Origin of the sequence: Stenotrophomonas sp. 610A2, assembly GCF_030549615.1 — a bacterium.
Lineage (GTDB): Bacteria > Pseudomonadota > Gammaproteobacteria > Xanthomonadales > Xanthomonadaceae > Stenotrophomonas > Stenotrophomonas pigmentata.
Genome location: NZ_CP130832.1, coordinates 1,941,905 through 1,959,581, shown reverse-complemented (window position 1 = coordinate 1,959,581; position 17,677 = coordinate 1,941,905). Strand labels below are relative to the sequence as shown.

The following is a 17,677-nucleotide window of genomic DNA, read 5'->3' as shown; positions in this document are numbered from 1 at the left end:
ATCAGCGCTTAAGCGAGACAAACGCATCACGGCCGGCATAGCGTGCGCCGCTGCCGAGGGCTTCCTCGATGCGCAGCAACTGGTTGTACTTGGCCACGCGATCGCTGCGGCACAGCGAGCCGGTCTTGATCTGGGTGGCGGTGGTGGCCACGGCGATGTCGGCGATGGTGGTGTCTTCGGTTTCGCCCGAACGGTGCGAGACGATGGCCGCGTAACCAGCCTTGTCGGCCATGGCGATCGCTTCCAGAGTCTCGGTCAGGGTGCCAATCTGGTTGACCTTGATCAGGATGGCGTTGGCGGTGCCCGACTCGATGCCTTCGGCGAAGATCTTCGGGTTGGTGACGAACAGATCGTCGCCCACCAGCTGCACCTTGTTGCCAACGCGCTGGGTCAGCAGCTTCCAACCGGCCCAGTCGTTCTCGGCCAGGCCGTCTTCGATGCTGATGATCGGGTACTGCGCGCTCCAGTCCGCCAGGAAGTCGACGAACTGCTCGGAGGTCAGGCGCTTGTTCTCGCCGACCAGGTTGTACTTGCCGTTCTCGTAGAACTCGCTGGAAGCGACGTCCAGGCCCAGCAGGATGTCTTCGCCAGCCGTGTAACCGGCCTTGCCGATGGCTTCCAGAATGGTGTCCAGCGCCTCGACGTTGCTACGGAAGTCCGGCGCGAAGCCGCCTTCGTCGCCGACCGCCGTGCTCAGGCCGTGGCCCTTCAGCACCGACTTCAGCGCGTGGAAGATTTCGGTACCAGCGCGCAGCGATTCGCTGAACGAGCTGAAGCCGACCGGCAGCACCATGAATTCCTGGAAGTCGACGTTGTTATCGGCATGCGCACCACCGTTGATGATGTTCATCATCGGCACCGGCAGCGACGGGGTGGCACCAGTCTTGGCAGCCAGGTACTGCCACAGCGCCTGCTTCTTCGAGGCGGCGACCGCGTGGGCGGCAGCCATCGAGACGCCGAGCAGCGCATTGGCACCCAGGCGGCCCTTGTTCTCGGTGCCGTCCAGATCGATCAGGCGGCGGTCCAGGCCTTCCTGGTCTTCGGCATTGAAGCCGGCCAGTGCAGTGGCGATGGCGCCGTTGATGTTGCCCACGGCATTGCGCACGCCCTTGCCCAGGTAACGGGTCTTGTCGCCATCGCGCAGTTCCACGGCCTCCTTGGTGCCGGTCGAAGCGCCGGACGGGACGGCGGCGCGGCCGAATGAGCCGTCGGCCAGGGTGACTTCGGCTTCCAGCGTGGGGTTGCCACGGCTGTCGAGGATTTCACGGGCGTGGATCTTGGCGATATTGGTCATGTCTGGGGGCTAGGCTCGTTCAGGAGAGTCTGTTATCGACGGGAAACACAAAAACCAGCCCGGAGTTTAAACGAAGCGCAGGCTGGCGCGGCCGTTGCTTTCGCCTGAAAGCGGCGCGGGCCGCTGAAACGCACAAGGCCCGCACTGGGCGGGCCTTGTTTGATGCCTCCTGTGGTGCCGAGCCATGCTCGGCATGGGGCATTACCGGTAAAGCCTCTGCCGAGCATGGCTCGGCACTACCTGTTCCTTACCCTGGGAAGGCCCCTTGCCGAGCATGGCTCGGCACTACCTGTTCGTTACCCTGGGAAGGCCCCTTGCCGAGCATGGCTCGGCACTACAGGGCGCCCGCTTCAGGCGCGGGCTTCCTGCAGCAGCTTGCCGCCGGCCTTCTTCTCGCGCGCGGCGCGGATGAAGCCGATGAACAGCGGGTGGCCGCCACGCGGGGTGGACAGGAACTCCGGATGGGCCTGGCAGGCCAGGAACCACGGGTGCTGGTCGCGCGGCAGTTCAACCACTTCCACCAGCGTGTCATCCATCGACTTGCCGGCGATCACCAGACCCGCGTCTTCCAACTGGGTGCGATAGCGGTTGTTGAACTCGTAACGGTGGCGGTGACGCTCGGCCACCACGTCCTTGCCGTACAGCTCACGGGCCAGGGTACCCGGCTTCAGGCGCTGCTCCTGCAGGCCCAGGCGCATGGTGCCGCCCAGGTCGGACTTCTCGTCGCGCTTCTCGATCTCACCGGTGGCGGTACGCCATTCGGTGATCAGACCGATCACCGGATTCGGCGACTGACGGTCGTTCTCGGTGCTGTTGGCACCTTCCAGGCCAGCCACGTGACGGGCGAAATCGACCACCGCCGCCTGCATGCCGTAGCAGATGCCGAAGTACGGCAGCTTCTGCTCGCGGGCGTACTGCGAGGTCAGCACCTTGCCTTCGAAACCGCGATCACCGAAGCCGCCCGGCACCAGGATGCCGTCCACGCCTTCCAGTGCGGACAGGCCGGATTCTTCCAGCTCCTGCGCTTCCAGCCACTTCAGGTTGACCTTGGTGCGCTGGCGCAGGCCGCCGTGCTTGAGCGCCTCGCCTACCGACTTGTACGCATCCTGATGGTCGACGTACTTGCCGACCACGGCGATGGTGACTTCGTCCAGCGGATGCAACGCGGCATCCAGCACTGCCTCCCACTCGGACAGATCGGCCGGACCGGCCTTGTCGCCCAGCTTGAGCTGGTTGACCACGATCTCGTCCAGACCCTGCGCATGCAGGCCCATCGGCACGCGGTACAGGACCTCCACGTCCGGCACGCTGATCACAGCGCGCTCGGAAACGTTGGTGAACAGCGAAATCTTGCGGCGCTCCGAATCCGGAATCGCCTGCTCGGAACGGCATAGCAGCACGTCCGGCTGGATGCCAATCGAGCGCAGCTCCTTGACCGAGTGCTGGGTCGGCTTGGTCTTCAGCTCACCGGCGGCACCGATGTACGGGACCAGGGTGAGGTGCATGAACAGCGCCTTCTCCGGACCACGCTCGGTACGCACCTGGCGGATAGCCTCCAGGAACGGCAGCGACTCGATGTCGCCGACGGTACCGCCGATTTCCACCAGCGCCACGTCGAAGCCTTCGGTGGCCTCGTCGATGCAACGACGGATTTCGTCGGTGATATGCGGAATGACCTGCACGGTCGCGCCCAGGTAATCACCACGGCGCTCCTTGCGGATCACGTTCTCGTAGATGCGCCCGGTAGTCACCGAATTCTTCCGGCTCAGGCGGTTATGTACGAAACGCTCGTAATGGCCCAGGTCGAGGTCGGTCTCGGCACCGTCGTCGGTGACATAGACCTCGCCATGCTGGAAGGGGCTCATCGTGCCTGGATCGACGTTGATGTACGGATCCAGCTTCATCATGGTGACCTTCAGGCCACGCGCCTCGAGAATCGAGGCCAGAGACGCGGCTGCAATGCCCTTGCCAAGCGAGGACACCACACCACCGGTAACAAAAATAAGGGGGGTCACGGCTCACTGCCTCCCGGAAAGCCCTAGTTTAAAGGTTGTCGCCAAAACACCCAAGCACTGGATGCGGCGGATTAAAAAAAAGACGCCCCGACCTGCGCCGGGGCGTCCTTGAAACTCAGGAAAACCGCGTCAGCGACGGCGACGGGCTTCCTCTTCCTCTTCTTCACGCGGCGCCGGCTGGTCAGCCTTGGCCTTGTCCTGGGCAGCGGCGGCAGCGCGGCGCTTGGCCTTCTGCTCGGCATCGCTCTGCGCCTTGTCGACCGGGGCAGCCTGTGCGGCCTCAGCAGCCTTGCCCTTGTCAGCGCTTTGCGCCATCACGAAGGGAACGGCGGCAACCGCAGCGACAACAACACCCAGGGCCAGCAATTTTGATGTTTTCATCCAAAACCTCCTCGGCTTGCCCCGCCTGGAATGGCGGGCCTTTTTGGAACCGGATACAGGATACCTCGTTGCAGCTGCCCCGGCCCTGAATGCCCTGCGTGCAAAAATCGCCGCCAGACCGCACACTCCCACGTCGATTTGCGCCCTACCGAGATCCATGAACGCCCGTTACAACGCCGCTGACATCGAAGTCCTCTCTGGCCTGGACCCGGTCAAACGCCGTCCTGGCATGTATACCGACACTGCCCGCCCGAACCATCTGGCGCAGGAAGTGATCGACAACTCGGTCGACGAGGCCCTGGCCGGCCACGCCAAGACCGTGGAAGTCACCCTGTTCAAGGATGGCAGCTGCGAAGTCAGCGATGACGGCCGCGGCATGCCGGTGGACATCCACCCGGAAGAAAAGATCCCCGGCGTCGAACTGATCCTGACCAGGCTGCATGCCGGCGGCAAGTTCAACAACCGCAACTACACCTTCTCCGGCGGTCTCCACGGCGTCGGCGTATCGGTGGTCAACGCCCTGTCCACGCTGGTGGAGATCCACATCCGCCGCGACGGCAGCGAGCACCGCATCACCTTCCGCGATGGCGACCGCGCCAGCCCGCTGGAAGTGGTCGGCAGCGTCGGCAAGAAAAACACCGGCACCCGTGTGCGCTTCTGGGCCGACCCCAAGTACTTCGACACGCCCAAGTTCAACGTGCGCGCCCTGCGTCACCTGCTGCGCGCCAAGGCCGTGCTGTGCCCGGGCCTGACCGTGAAGCTGACCGACGAAGCCACCGGTGAAGTCGACACCTGGTATTACGAAGACGGCCTGCGCGACTACCTGAAGGCCGAGCTGGGCGAGCGTGAAATGCTGCCGGCCGACCTGTTTGCCGGCTCGCTGAAGAAGGAAACCGAGATCGTTGACTGGGCCGTGGCCTGGCTGCCGGAAGGCGAGCTGGTGCAGGAAAGCTACGTCAACCTGATCCCGACCGCCCAGCACGGCACCCATGCCAACGGTCTGCGCACCGGCCTGACCGAGGCGCTGCGCGAGTTCTGCGACTTCCGCAACCTGCTGCCGCGCGGCGTCAAGCTGGCCCCGGAAGATGTCTGGGACCGCGTCTCCTTCGTGCTGTCGCTGAAGATGACCGATCCGCAGTTCAGCGGCCAGACCAAGGAACGCCTGTCCTCGCGCCAGGCCGCCGGCTTTGTCGAAGGCGCCGCCCACGACGCCTTCAGCCTGCTGCTGAACCAGAACGTGGAACTGGGCGAGAAGATCGCGCAGATCGCCATCGAACGCGCCAGCGCACGCCTGAAGACCGAAAAACTGGTCACCCGCAAGAAGGTCACCCAGGGCCCGGCCCTGCCCGGCAAGCTGGCCGACTGCATCAGCCAGGACCTGTCGCGCACCGAGCTGTTCCTGGTGGAAGGTGACTCCGCAGGCGGCAGCGCCAAGCAGGCCCGCGACAAGGACTTCCAGGCCATCCTGCCGCTGCGCGGCAAGATCCTGAACACCTGGGAAGTCGCCTCCGGCAGCGTGCTCGCCTCCGAAGAAGTGCACAACCTGGCCATCGCAATTGGCTGTGACCCGGGCAAGGACGACCTGTCCGGCCTGCGCTACGGCAAGATCGTGATCCTGGCCGACGCCGACTCCGACGGCCTGCACATCGCCACCTTGCTGACCGCCCTGTTCCTGCGTCACTTCCCGTCGCTGGTGGATGCCGGCCACGTGTTCGTGGCGATGCCGCCACTGTTCCGCGTCGACGTGGGCAAGCAGGTGTTCTACGCGCTGGACGAGGAAGAGAAGCGCTCGCTGCTGGACAAGATCGAGCGCGAGAAGATCCGCGGCCAGGTCAGCGTCACCCGCTTCAAGGGCCTGGGCGAGATGAACCCCTCGCAGCTGCGCGAATCCACCATCCACCCGGATACGCGCCGCCTTGTGCAGCTGACCGTGGACGACAGCGAGCAGACCTCGGCTTTGATGGACATGCTGCTGGCCAAGAAGCGCGCCCCGGACCGCAAGGGCTGGCTGGAGAGCAAGGGCGACCTGGCCTCACTGGAAGCCTGATCCAAGCAATCTCGCCGCACCGAAAGCCCGCCCTCACCGGCGGGCTTTTTGCTGGCCGCGCCGCCATTTTCTTTTTTGTGGGAGCGGCGTGAGCCGCGAAGCTGGCATTGCCGACAAGACAGGGGCCTTTTGTCACCTGATGATGTGCGAGCTTCGCGGCTCACGCCGCTCCTACAAACAACACAACAACACCCCGCTCCACCCCAAAAAAAACCCGCCATCACTGGCGGGTTTTTGTTTGCGGACTGCGAACCGATAACCTCAGTTCCAACCCACCATTTCGAACAGGCGCAGGATCAGGTAAGCACAGCCACCTGCCGCCGGAATCGTCAGGATCCAGGCCCACAGGATGCGCTCGATCACGCCCAGACGCAGCGAGCGCGGGTTCTTGGCGAAGCCGACGCCCATGATCGCGGTGGAGATGCTGTGGGTTGTCGAGACCGGCATGCCAAAGTGCGCAGCCAGGGTCAGGATGGTGGCCGAGCTGGTCTCCGCGGCAAAGCCGTGGATCGGGTGCAGCTTGACCATCTTGTGGCCCAGGGTCTTGATGATCTTCCAGCCACCCGAGGCGGTACCAGCAGCCATAACCACCGCACAGGTCAACACGATCCACATGGCAATGCCGTTGCCAGCATTGGCATCCGGGTGCATGAAGGCCAGCCACGACGGCAGGTCGTTCAGCGCACCAGTTGCCTCGGCGCCGACCAGGGTCATGGCGATGATGCCCATGGTCTTCTGCGCATCGTTGTGGCCGTGGGCAAAGCCCATGTACGCCGCCGACACGATCTGCGCCTTGCCAAAGAAGGCATTGACCCAACGCGGACGGGCCAGACGACCAAGCACGCCACCAACGCGGGCCATGCCGGCAATGATCGCCCACAACAGGCACATCACCACAACACCGAGCAGGAAGCCGGCGATCGGCGAGGTGATCATCGGCACGAACACCTTCCACAACAGGCCCTTGTTCTGCGCCCAGTTGCCGACGTTCTGCGACCAGATCAGCGCATCCCAGTTGTTATGCGCGGCTGCCAGACCGGCGCCGCACAGGCCGCCGATCAACGCATGCGAAGACGAGGACGGCAGGCCTTTCCACCAGGTGATCAGGTTCCAGACGATGCCGCCAAGCAACGCGCACAGGATCACCTGCGGGGTCACGTCGACCACATCGGTGTTGAGCAGGCCATTGGCGATGGTCAGCGCGACGGCGGTGCCGGTCAGCGCGCCGATCAGGTTCATGAAAGCGGCCAACATCACCGCCCAACCGGGCGACAGGACCTTGGTTGCCACCACGGTGGCAATGGAGTTGGCGGTGTCGTGGAAGCCGTTGATGAACTCGAAGACGAGCGCGGCCAGAATCACCACCAGGACGAGGGTGAGCATAGAGCGTCCCCGTCAGCTGTTCTTGAGCACGATCTGGTAAGCCACCACGCCGGCTTCGCGGCAACGGTCGATGGCCTTTTCCAGGATCTCGAAGAATTCCTTGAGCAGGAACATCTGCAGGTTGTCCAGGCGACCGGAATAGATGTCGCGGTACAGCTCCAGCATCAGACGGTCGGCTTCGTTCTCCAGCGAACGCAGCTTCTCGTTGAGCGCGGTCATGCGGTCCAGGTTCATGTGGCGCAGGTCGTTGACCATTTCCACGACGACACCTGCGGCCTGTTCCAGCATCGCTGCGCGCGGGGCGAAGTCGATCTGGTCCAGGTGCTGCACGGCCAGCGAGTAGCGGTCGGCGAACTTCTCGATCTGCTTGGGAATCTTGTACAGCGCCGAACCCAGCGCTTCGATGTCCTCGCGCTCGATCGGGGTCATGAAGCTGTCAACCAGCGCCTGGCTGATCTTGTCAGAAGCGGCGCGCTCGCGCAGACGGGCGAGTTTGAACGCATCCAGCGCCGGCTGACGATCGGCCTCGCGCATCATGCTGTGCAGTGCCTTGGCACCGTCATAGGCGGCCTGCGCGGCCTCGTCGAGGTAGGTGTAGAACTGCTTGCCGGAGCCAAAGATGGTCTGCAACGAAAACATGGGGAGCCTATTCGCCGTCGCGGGAGGGACGGCACCAAGGGCGAATTATGACGGCTAGATGGCATTCAGGGTATTCCTGACGTCTTTTTTACATCTGAAATGTGAACAGCCGGCCGTACCAGAGCCCCGGCGGTTTGCTAATATCGCCCAGCGCCCTCGCGGCGCACCCTATGGACGACGACCCTTATCCCCCGCCACAGCGCCGGATCCCGCCCCTGAGCGGCCGCCGCCACTGCAAACACCCGCCCTCCCTGTCACCAACCCGGGGAGAGACCCGTGTTTGAATTTTTCATCGTATTGGCCTTGATTCTGCTCAACGGCTTCTTTGCCATGTCCGAGATGTCGGTCATGACCTCGCGCAAGAGCCGCCTCAAGCAGTTGGCCAGCTCGAGCAAGCGTGCCGCACGCGCCCTGGCCCTGTCCGAGAAGCCCGAGAACTTCCTGTCCACGGTGCAGATCGGCATCACCCTGATCGGCATCCTGACCGGTGTTTATGGCGGTGACGCCATCGGTGGCGCCATTGCCCAGCACCTGCAGGCCATCTTCCCCGCGCTGTCGGCGAACTTCTCGCTGTTTGGCGCCACCCAGCCCTGGTCGGAGTTCATCGGCAAGACGCTGGCCGTTGCGTTGATCACCTATCTGACGCTGATCTTCGGCGAACTGGTGCCTAAGCGCGTCGCGCTGACCCGTTCCGAAGACATCGCCGGCATTGTCGCGGTGCCAATGAGCTGGCTGGCCCGTATCGCCGCCCCCGGCGTCTGGTTGCTCTCACACTCCACCCGGCTGGTGCTGCGCCTGCTGGGCCTGGGCAAGACCGAGTCGGCCTCGGTCAGTGAAGAAGAGATCCGCATGCTGGTGGCCGAAAGCCACGAGCAAGGCGTGATCGACAGCCACGAGCGCGACATGATGAATCGCGTCATGCGCCTGGGCGACCGCACCGCCGACAGCCTGATGACACCGCGCAACCGCATCGCCTGGCTGGACACCAACGCCGACCCGGAAAAGAACCTGCACGCCATGCGTGACCATTCGTTCTCGCGCTACCCGGTGTATCGCGGCAACGACCAGGACATCGCCGGCATTCTCGAGGTCAAGAGCCTGGTCACCCGCCTCAGCGGCGGCAGCCACAACCTGTTCGAGAACCTGCGCGAGACGCTGTATGTCTCCGAGTCCACCCATGCGATGAAGCTGCTGGAGATCTTCCGCGAAGAGCACCAGTCGATGGCGCTGGTGGTCGACGAGTACGGCGAGATCCAGGGCCTGGTGACCATCTCCGACCTGATGGGCGCCGTGGTCGGCCGCCTGCAGGCCACCGAGAACACCGATGACGATGCACTGGTAGTCACCCGCGAAGACGGCTCCTTGCTGGTTGACGGTTCGCTGCCGGTGGATGACCTGCAGGAACTGATGAACGGCGCGGAGCTGCCGGACGCCGAGGAAGGCGACTACTACACGCTGGCCGGCATGTGCATGCACTATTTCGGCCGCATCCCGCATGCCGGCGAGTACTTCGACTGGGCCGGCTGGCGCATCGAGATCGTCGACCTGGACGGCGCCCGTATCGACAAGCTGCTGTTGCGCAGGCTGCCGGAAGATGACGCTGATGACACCACCGGTTGACCCGGACGGCAGCGCGCCGGACGCCACCAGGACTGCGAGCGGTGGCTACCGGAATGAAGGCATCCGCACCTTGCTGGCGATGTTTGAACGCGGCGATCCGGATGAACACCTGCCCTTGGGCAAGGTCCTGCGAGGCTTGGAACAGAGTGCGTTTGGCGTATTCCTGTTCATCGCCATCCTGCCTGCCTTCATCCCGATCCCGGGCATCGGCGGCGCGGTCAGCAGCCCCTTGGTGTTCCTGATCGGCAGCCAGCTGCTGTTCGGCATGTCGCGCCCCTGGCTGCCGGGCTTCATCGCCCGACGCGGGCCCAAGCGCAGCACCGTGCACAAGTTCCTCAGCAAGATCAGCCGGCCCTTGCAGCGGCTGGACCGGATGCTGAAGCCACGATTGGCGGTGCTGATCGTGCCGCTGCCTGCGCGCATGCTCACCGGTGTGCTTTTGTTGCTGGTCGGCCTGCTGCTGTCGCTGCCGATTCCGTTCACCAACTACCTGTTCGGCTTCCAGCTGCTGTTGTTCGCACTGGCACTGATCGAGCGCGATGGCGCCTTGATGCTGTTCAACTGGCTGGCAGCGATTGCCGCGGGCCTGTTCTTCGGCTTCGGCTCCGGCCAGCTGATCAGCGAGAGCATCGCACTGTTCGAGCGCCTGACCAGCTGACGCCCCACGGTCCACGGTAGTGCCGAGCCATGCTCGGCAGAGGCTTTACCAGCAAAAAGCCCCCTCCCCAGCCCTCCCCTTGGCTACGCCAAAGGGAGGGAGCAAACGGCTTACACAGCCACCCGCTGCCAGGCCTGCATCGCCAGATCGAACGAACGCAGGCGCGCTGCAGGGTCGTAGATGTTGGCAGCCAGCATCATTTCATCAGGACGATGGCGCTCGACGAAGGCCAGCAAGCCTTCCGCCACCTGCGTCGCATCGCCAACGATGCTGCAGGCCAGGGCACGCTCAACACCGGCCTTCTCATGCGGTGCCCAGAACGCCTCGATGTCATCGACCGGCGCCGGAATCCGCCCGGGCGTGCCACGCCGCAGATTGACGAACGCCTGCTGCTGGCTGGTGAACAAGCGCTTCGATTCGGCCTCCGAATCACTGGCAACCACGTTCAACGCCAGGATCGCGTAAGGCGCCTGCAAGTGCTCGGAAGGACGGAAGTCGCGGCGATACAGCGCCAACGCCTCATCCATGGAATCGGGAGCGAAGTGCGAGGCAAACGCGAACGGCAGGCCCATCGCTGCCGACAGGCGCGCACTGAACAGGCTCGACCCCAGCAACCACACCGGCACCGGGATGCCGCCACCGGGCACGGCCTGTACCGTCTGTCCGGGCTGTACCGGCGCGAAGTAATGCAACAGCTCGGTAACGTCCTGCGGGAACTGGTCGGCGCTGTCGAAATAGCGGCGCAAGGCGCGCGCGGTCGGCTGATCAGTGCCGGGTGCGCGGCCAAGGCCCAGATCGATGCGGTCCGGATACAACGAGGCCAGCGTGCCGAACTGCTCGGCCACCTGCAGCGGCGAATGGTTGGGCAGCATCACTCCACCCGAGCCCACGCGGATACGCGAGGTACCACCGGCCACATGTCCGATCAGCACCGAGGTCGCGGCGCTGGCGATGCCGGGCATGTTGTGGTGCTCGGCCAGCCAGTAGCGGTGATAGCCCCAGCGGTCAGCGTGCTGGGCCAGTTCCAGCATGTTGGCGAAGGCCTGCTGCGGGCTTGAACCCTCACAGACCGGGGCCAGGTCAAGAATGGAAAGTGGGATCATTCGGCGGTCTCCATGGACGATGCAGAGGACATGGGGTTTGTCCTCGCATTCTCCATGCAGTCACCGCGGCTGCCACCGGGACACTGTTTCCCACGCTCTGCGGCTGCGAGCTTCAGGCCTGTACTTCGTCCTGCCGGTCCACCAGCGGCTGCAGCTGTGCATCCAGCGCCACGCGCTCATCAAACACGAAGCAGCGGCCGTCATAGCCTTCGCCGCCAACTTCCTCGAAGTAGCCGAGGATGCCGCCTTCCAGCTGCAGCACGTTGTGCATGCCATCGTTCTGCATCCACAGCGCGGCCTTCTCACAGCGGATGCCGCCTGTGCAGAAACTGACCACGGTGGCATCGGCCAGCGACTCGCGGTGCGGCTCCAGTGCGGCCGGCAGATCGGTGAACTTGGCGATCGGCAGGGTCAACGCGCCCTGGAAGGTGCCATGCGCAAATTCCTGCCAGTTGCGCGTATCCAGCATCACCACCCGCTTGCCGTCGTCATCGTGGCCCTGCCGCAGCCAGCGCTGCACAGTCGCGGGTGCCACGCTGGGTGCACGCGGGTAATCCAGCGGCTGGCCGTCATCGCGGCGGAAGCTGATGATTTCCGGCTTGAACTTGGCCTTCAGCTTCGCGAACGGCTGCATCTGGCTGTGGCTGTACTTGATGCGCATGTCGGCGAAGCGCGCATCGGTCTTGAGCTGGCTGTAGAAGCCATCAATGCCTTCGCTGCTGCCGGCGAGGAACAGGTTGATGCCCTCCTCCGCGATCAGGATGGTGCCGCGCAGCTCCAGCGCCTTTGCGCGTTCATGCAAGGTGGCGGTCAAGGCTTCGGCATCAGCCAGCGGAACGAAAAGATAGGCAGCGGTATTGACGATCATGCGCATAGTTTAAACGACCGGCCCCACGGCCGTTGTGGGAGCTGCGTAAGCGGCGAAGCTGGCAATGCCTGGAAGACCCAAAAGCCAACCCCTCCCCAGCCCTCCCCTTGCCTACGGCAGAGGGAGGGGGTGTAGTGCCGAGCCATGCTCGGCAGGGGCGTTCCCGGTCAAGCCTCAGCCGACCATGGGTCGGCACTACAGGTGAAGCTTCCGCCGACACATGAACGGCGTTTGTAGGAGCGGCGCAAGCCGCGAAGCTGGCAGCGTCTGAAAGGCCCCAAAGCCAATCCCTCCCCAGCCCTCCCCTCCTCCTACGAAGCAAGGAAGGGAGCTGAGAGCCCTCACCCCCGCAGCAGAAAATACGGCAGCAACACCAAGGCCGAAACAACCACCATGCCCAGCAGCACCGCCACCACGAACAACGGCCGGCTCCGCAACATCGAACCGAATGTCTCCGCGCTGCCATCACGCAGCGCCGCCTCCCGCTCTTCACGCACCCGCTGCCCGCGTTCAGCCTGATAGTTCGCCATCAAGTCTTTCGCGCGCGGCAGATCATCGTTCTCGCGCAGCCAGATGCCGCCATTGGAGATGCCCCAGGGGCTGGGCTCGGTGCGGTACCAGGCGATGCCATTGCGGTCTAGCAGTTCGCCGACCTCGGCACTTTCGTCGTCGCCGACATTACGTAGATTGAGCAGCAGTTTGGCCATGCCGCAATGATACCCGGCGGCGATGCGCTACCCTGCACGCCCCTTTCCAACGGAGCGCGCCATGCGCCGTCTGTTCATCCCGCTGCTGCTGTCCCTGTTGGCCGCCGGCTGCACCCCGCCAGGCCCACCGCCGGGCGGCACCATCGCCAAATTCGAGCAGATCGACACCGTGCCCGGCGCCGGCGCCGAAGCGGTCGCAGGCAGCAAGGTCAGCGTGCATTACACCGGCTGGATCTACGACGAGCGCAAGCCTGACAAGCATGGCGAGAAGTTCGACAGCTCGGTGGATCGCGGCGAATCGTTCAGCTTCAACCTTGGCGAAAAGCAGGTCATCCGCGGCTGGGATGAAGGCGTCGTAGGCATGAAGGTCGGCGGCAAGCGCACCCTGATGATTCCGGCCGAGTACGGCTATGGCAACCGCGGCGTCGGCCCGATTCCGGCCGGCTCCTCATTGGTCTTCGATGTAGAACTGCTTGATGTCAAACCTCGCTGATAAAACCGTTGCCGTGATTGGCGGTGGCCCGGCCGGCCTGTTTGCCGCCGAGCGCCTTCGCGCGGCAGGCGTGGCGGTCAACCTGTACGAAGCCAAGGGCTCGCCCGGGCGCAAATTCCTGATCGCGGGCAAGGGTGGGCTCAACCTCACCCACTCGGATCTGCGCCCGCTGTTCGACAGCCGCTACCGCGAACGCCAGGCCGAAGTCGCAAGCTGGCTGGACGGCTTCGATGCCGATGCCCTGCGCCGCTGGGCGCAGGGTTTTGGCGTGGAAACCTATGTCGGCAGTTCCGGCCGTGTGTTCCCGGTTGACCGCAAGGCCGCACCGCTGCTTCGCGGCTGGGTGCGCCGTTTGAAGGAACAAGGCGTGCGCTTCCATGTGCAGCACCGCTGGCTGGGCTGGAACCCGGACGGCAGCCTGCGCATGGCAACCGCCGACGGCGAGATCAGCATCAAGGCCGATGCCACCGTGCTCGCACTGGGCGGCGGCAGCTGGCCGGAGCTGGGTTCCGATGGCAGCTGGATGCCGGTCTTGCAGGAGCGCGGCGTGGATACGGCGCCCCTGCAATCGGCCAACTGCGGCTTCGACATCGATTGGACTACGCACTTCCGCGACCGTCATGCCGGCGCGCCGATCAAACCCGTGATCGCGCACTGGACGGACTTGCAGGGACACGCACAGTCGCTGCAAGGCGAATGCGTGATCAGCGAATACGGCATTGAAGGCAGCCTGATCTATGCACTTGCCGCCGACCTGCGCGAAACCCTCAATCGCGCTGGCGCGGTGACATTGGAGCTGGATCTGGTGCCCGGCCGCGATGAAGCACGCCTGCTCGCCGATCTGGGCCGCTCACGCAAGGGTCGCAGCTTCGGCGAGCACCTGCGACGCGCCACCGGCGTGGATGCAGCCAAGGCCGGGCTGCTGTTTGAAGTACTGGGCAAGGATGCTGGCAATGACCTAGAAGCCGTCGCACGCACGCTCAAGCGCCTGCCCTTGCAGTTGCTGCGGCCACGCCCGATGGCCGAAACCATCAGCACAGCCGGTGGCGTGCGCCTGGAAGCGATGGATGACGGACTGATGCTCACCGCCCAGCCAGGCGTGTTCTGCGCTGGCGAAATGCTGGACTGGGAAGCCCCCACCGGCGGCTACCTGTTGACCGCCTGCTACGCCAGCGGCCAACGCGCAGCAGAAGGCGTAATCCGCTGGCTGTAGTGCCGACCCATGGTCGGCAGAAGCCTCACCGATAGCCCCACCCTGTAGTGCCGACCCATGGTCGGCAGAAGCTTCACCGATAGCACCGCCCCTTGCAGGGCCTGCGTAAACCGCGAAACCAAAGATCAATCCGATTGCAGAAAAACCCGCAGCTTCACCGCTGCGGGCTTCGCGGCTTACGCCGCTCCTACAATCACCGGCCGCTGTAATGCCGCTTGCCGATTGATCAGCACATTTTGCTTGTACGCAACGCCGCCACACGCGAAGGCGGGGTAAAGGAATCACTGCGTGCCTCGGCCCAGTACTCGCGGAAGACCGTGTGCTCGGGCACCTGCTTCAGCAGCTCGCCCGGCGCCAGATAACGGTACAAGCTGGCCAGCGAACGAATTTCAACCGGCGATACGCGGCGCAGGATGTGCTCCGGCCCCAGCTCGGAAGGATCGTGCAAACCCGCAGCACCCAACAGGTCGCGCAGCGCGCGCAAAGTGTTCTGGTGGTAATTGAACACGCGCTGGCCCTTGTCCTCCGGCTCCAGATGGCGCCAGCGGCTCGGGTCCTGGGTGGCGATACCGGTCGGGCATTTGTCGTTATGGCAGCTCAGCGACTGGATGCAGCCCAGCGCGAACATGTAGCCGCGTCCGGCATTGCACCAATCCGCGCCCAAGGCGATGGTGCGGGCAATATCGAACGCAGTGGTCACCTTGCCGGCCGCACCCAGGCGAATACGATCGCGCAGGCCAAGCCCAACCAGGGTGTTGTGCACCAGGATCAGCGCTTCATTCATCGGCACGCCAACGTGATCGATGAACTCGGCAGGTGCGGCGCCAGTGCCGCCCTCAGCACCGTCGACCACGATGTAGTCAGGCAGCACCCCGATTTCCTGCATCGCCTTGGCGATGCCGAACCATTCCCAGGGATGGCCGATTGCCAGCTTGAAACCAACCGGCTTGCCACCGGACAGCTCACGCAATCGCTCAACGAACTGCAGCAGTTCAATCGGCGTAGAGAACGCCGAATGCTTGGACGGCGACACGCAGTCGACGCCCATCGGCACACCACGCGTCGCGGAGATCTCAGCACTGACCTTCGCGGCCGGCAATACACCACCGTGGCCAGGCTTTGCACCCTGCGACAGCTTGATCTCGATCATCTTGACCTGATCGGAACTCGCATTCTCGACAAAGCGTTCCTCGCTGAAACGTCCGTTCTCATCGCGGCAACCGAAGTAACCCGAACCGATTTCCCAGACCAGATCACCACCGTTTTCACGGTGATACGGCGAGATCGAACCTTCACCGGTGTCATGGCAGAAACCGCCCAGCTTCGCGCCCTTGTTCAGCGCGCGGATCGCATTGGCCGACAAGGAACCAAAGCTCATCGCCGAGATATTGAACACACTGGCCGAGTACGGCTTGGCGCGATCAGGCCCGATAACGACGCGGAAATCATGGTGGGCAATGCTGGTCGGTGCCAAGGAATGGTTGATCCATTCGTAGTCCACCGCGTACGCACTGCGCAACGTGCCGAACGGCACCACATCCATTTCATTGCGCGAACGCTGGTAGATCAGCTGGCGTTGCTGGCGCGAGAACGGCACGTCCTCAAGGTCGCTTTGCACGAAATACTGGCGGATTTCCGGTCCGATGGACTCAAAGCCGTAACGGAAGTGCGCCAGCACCGGGTAATTGCGCCGCAACACGCTGCGGCGCTGCAACACATCCCAGGTGCCGAGCAAGGCCATCAGTCCGAACAGGCCAACGCCCCAGTACCAAGCGGGCCAGTGGCTAGCCAGTGCCAGTGATATTGGCAGCAGGATCAGTGCCAGCACATAAACCAGATAACGATGCATTACCGTCCTCGAACAACACGGATGGCGGATTCTACAACCGGTCGTCCACCACTTGCCTCGGCCACGCCGATTTCACGTCGTAGACCACCATGTCCGGCACACCCAGGGCACGGATCTGCGCTTCGTCGAAGGCACGGAACTGCTGGTGCGCCACGGCCAGTACGACCGCATCGTAAGTGCCTTGCTGCGGCGCCTTCACAAGCTCTACACCGCCCATATCGTGCGCATTGCGCGGATCGGCCCAGGGATCGAAGGCATCCACCTGCGCGCCGGCAGCGGCGAGCATCTGCACCAGATCCAGACCACGGCTATTGCGCAGGTCCGGGCAATCCTCCTTGAAGGTCACGCCCAGCACCAGCACGCGCGCGTTCTGCAGCGGCTTGTTCCGGTCTTCCAGCAGGCCACGCACGCGGGTGACCACATGCGCCACGACGCGGTTGTTGACCTGTCGTGCGGTGTGAATCAGGTCCGGGTGATAACCAACGCTCTCGGACTTGTGCAGCAGGTAATAGGGATCAACACCAATGCAGTGCCCACCTACCATGCCGGGCCGGAACGGCAGGAAATTCCACTTGGTGCCTGCCGCTTCCAGTACGTCCAAGGTGTCGATGCCAAGCTTGTCGAAGATCAACGCCAACTCATTGACCAAGGCAATGTTCACATCACGCTGGATGTTCTCCACCACCTTGGCCGCCTCGGCCACGCGCAACGACGATGCCGGCCAGGTGCCGGCAGTGATGATGCGCCGATACAAGGCATCCACCACCGCTGCCGCTTCCGGCGTGGAGCCGGAGGTGATCTTCTTGATATCTGGAAGGCGTCGCTGACGGTCGCCCGGATTGATCCGCTCCGGACTGTAACCGCAATAGAAATCCTGGTTGAAACGCAGCCCGGAACCTTCCTCCAGCAACGGCACGCAGACTTCTTCAGTCGTGCCCGGATACACGGTGGATTCGTAGATCACCAGATCGCCACGCTTGAGCACCGCAGCGATCAGCGCACTGGCACTGCGCAGCGGCGCAAGATCCGGCTGTTCGTACGCGTCGATCGGCGTCGGCACGGTGACGATGAAGACATTGCGCGAGGCCAGCTCGGCCTTGTCCGCGGTGTAACGCGCCAGCGCGCCAGCGGCGAGCTCGGCATCATCGAGTTCCAAGGTGTGGTCGTGCCCGGCCTGCAGCTCGGCAACACGGGCAGTGTCGATGTCGTAACCCAGGGTATCGAGCGTCTTGCCGAACTCCACTGCCAATGGCAGGCCGACATAGCCCAGCCCGATGATGGCAATCTGCGGCGCTGCCGCGGCGGTGATCTCGGCGCTCATGCCGTCCCCTGAGGTTGCGAACTGGTGCCCGGAGCCGGAATCGAACCGGCATGGCCTTGCGGCCGGCGGATTTTCGATCCGACAAA

General features: G+C 63.8%; 15 protein-coding genes. 5 read left to right on the top strand and 10 right to left on the bottom strand.

Annotated features, from left to right (window positions below; translation table 11 throughout):
- Nucleotide 1: 1 nt before the first annotated feature.
- From eno to Q5Z11_RS08915, 3 genes are all read right to left on the bottom strand, one after another.
- Nucleotides 2-1,294 carry a phosphopyruvate hydratase gene (gene eno / locus Q5Z11_RS08925; protein ID WP_282271948.1) on the bottom strand — a complete coding sequence of 431 codons (1,293 nt, stop codon included), beginning with the start codon at nt 1,292-1,294 and terminating at the stop codon, nt 2-4.
- 350 nt (nt 1,295-1,644) lie between these two features.
- Entirely contained in the window at nt 1,645-3,309 is a 1,665-nt protein-coding gene (locus Q5Z11_RS08920) for a CTP synthase (RefSeq protein ID WP_303749657.1), read from the bottom strand.
- 129 nt (nt 3,310-3,438) lie between these two features.
- Complete coding sequence (locus Q5Z11_RS08915; protein ID WP_303749656.1) at nt 3,439-3,690, bottom strand: hypothetical protein; 252 nt, start codon at nt 3,688-3,690, stop codon at nt 3,439-3,441.
- A 157-nt stretch (nt 3,691-3,847) separates the two neighbouring features.
- Here Q5Z11_RS08915 and parE point away from each other — a divergent pair, with 157 nt between their 5' ends.
- Nucleotides 3,848-5,737 carry a DNA topoisomerase IV subunit B gene (gene parE / locus Q5Z11_RS08910; protein WP_282273023.1) on the top strand — a complete coding sequence of 630 codons (1,890 nt, stop codon included), beginning with the start codon at nt 3,848-3,850 and terminating at the stop codon, nt 5,735-5,737.
- Between the two features lie 261 nt (nt 5,738-5,998).
- On the opposite strand, the gene Q5Z11_RS08905 is transcribed toward parE, so the two are convergent.
- Nucleotides 5,999-7,120: an inorganic phosphate transporter gene (locus tag Q5Z11_RS08905; protein ID WP_303749655.1), complete on the bottom strand. Its 1,122-nt coding sequence runs from the start codon at nt 7,118-7,120 to the stop codon at nt 5,999-6,001.
- Nucleotides 7,121-7,132: 12 nt separating this feature from the next.
- A complete protein-coding gene (locus Q5Z11_RS08900; protein ID WP_057628278.1) occupies nt 7,133-7,759 on the bottom strand; it encodes a DUF47 domain-containing protein in 627 nt (208 codons plus the stop codon).
- Between the two features lie 276 nt (nt 7,760-8,035).
- Here Q5Z11_RS08900 and Q5Z11_RS08895 point away from each other — a divergent pair, with 276 nt between their 5' ends.
- A complete protein-coding gene (locus Q5Z11_RS08895) occupies nt 8,036-9,379 on the top strand; it encodes a hemolysin family protein (protein ID WP_303749654.1) in 1,344 nt (447 codons plus the stop codon).
- Nucleotides 9,363-10,037, top strand: coding sequence for an exopolysaccharide biosynthesis protein (locus tag Q5Z11_RS08890; protein WP_405051665.1), 675 nt, complete (start codon nt 9,363-9,365; stop codon nt 10,035-10,037). Before Q5Z11_RS08895 ends, Q5Z11_RS08890 begins: the two co-directional genes overlap by 17 nt.
- A 110-nt stretch (nt 10,038-10,147) precedes the next feature.
- Here Q5Z11_RS08890 and Q5Z11_RS08885 read toward each other — a convergent pair whose 3' ends face one another.
- The 3 genes from Q5Z11_RS08885 to Q5Z11_RS08875 form a co-directional block, all read right to left on the bottom strand.
- Complete coding sequence (locus Q5Z11_RS08885) at nt 10,148-11,140, bottom strand: LLM class flavin-dependent oxidoreductase (RefSeq protein ID WP_303749653.1); 993 nt, start codon at nt 11,138-11,140, stop codon at nt 10,148-10,150.
- Between the two features lie 112 nt (nt 11,141-11,252).
- Nucleotides 11,253-12,008 carry a sulfurtransferase gene (locus Q5Z11_RS08880; RefSeq protein WP_303750002.1) on the bottom strand — a complete coding sequence of 252 codons (756 nt, stop codon included), beginning with the start codon at nt 12,006-12,008 and terminating at the stop codon, nt 11,253-11,255.
- A gap of 341 nt (nt 12,009-12,349) precedes the next feature.
- A complete protein-coding gene (locus Q5Z11_RS08875; protein WP_303749652.1) occupies nt 12,350-12,715 on the bottom strand; it encodes a DUF6164 family protein in 366 nt (121 codons plus the stop codon).
- Between the two features lie 61 nt (nt 12,716-12,776).
- Between Q5Z11_RS08875 and Q5Z11_RS08870 the strand changes: the two genes are divergently transcribed.
- Nucleotides 12,777-13,208 carry an FKBP-type peptidyl-prolyl cis-trans isomerase gene (locus Q5Z11_RS08870; protein ID WP_303749651.1) on the top strand — a complete coding sequence of 144 codons (432 nt, stop codon included), beginning with the start codon at nt 12,777-12,779 and terminating at the stop codon, nt 13,206-13,208.
- Nucleotides 13,192-14,421, top strand: a complete 1,230-nt coding sequence (locus tag Q5Z11_RS08865) for a TIGR03862 family flavoprotein (RefSeq protein WP_303749650.1) — start codon at nt 13,192-13,194, stop codon at nt 14,419-14,421. The genes Q5Z11_RS08870 and Q5Z11_RS08865 overlap by 17 nt, the downstream gene beginning before the upstream one ends.
- 226 nt (nt 14,422-14,647) lie before the next feature.
- Here Q5Z11_RS08865 and Q5Z11_RS08860 read toward each other — a convergent pair whose 3' ends face one another.
- Both Q5Z11_RS08860 and Q5Z11_RS08855 read right to left on the bottom strand, forming a co-directional pair.
- On the bottom strand, nt 14,648-16,270 hold the full coding sequence (locus tag Q5Z11_RS08860; RefSeq protein ID WP_303749649.1) for an FMN-binding glutamate synthase family protein: 1,623 nt from the start codon (nt 16,268-16,270) through the stop codon (nt 14,648-14,650).
- A gap of 31 nt (nt 16,271-16,301) precedes the next feature.
- Nucleotides 16,302-17,591, bottom strand: coding sequence for a nucleotide sugar dehydrogenase (locus Q5Z11_RS08855; protein ID WP_303749648.1), 1,290 nt, complete (start codon nt 17,589-17,591; stop codon nt 16,302-16,304).
- Nucleotides 17,592-17,677: the final 86 nt, after the last annotated feature.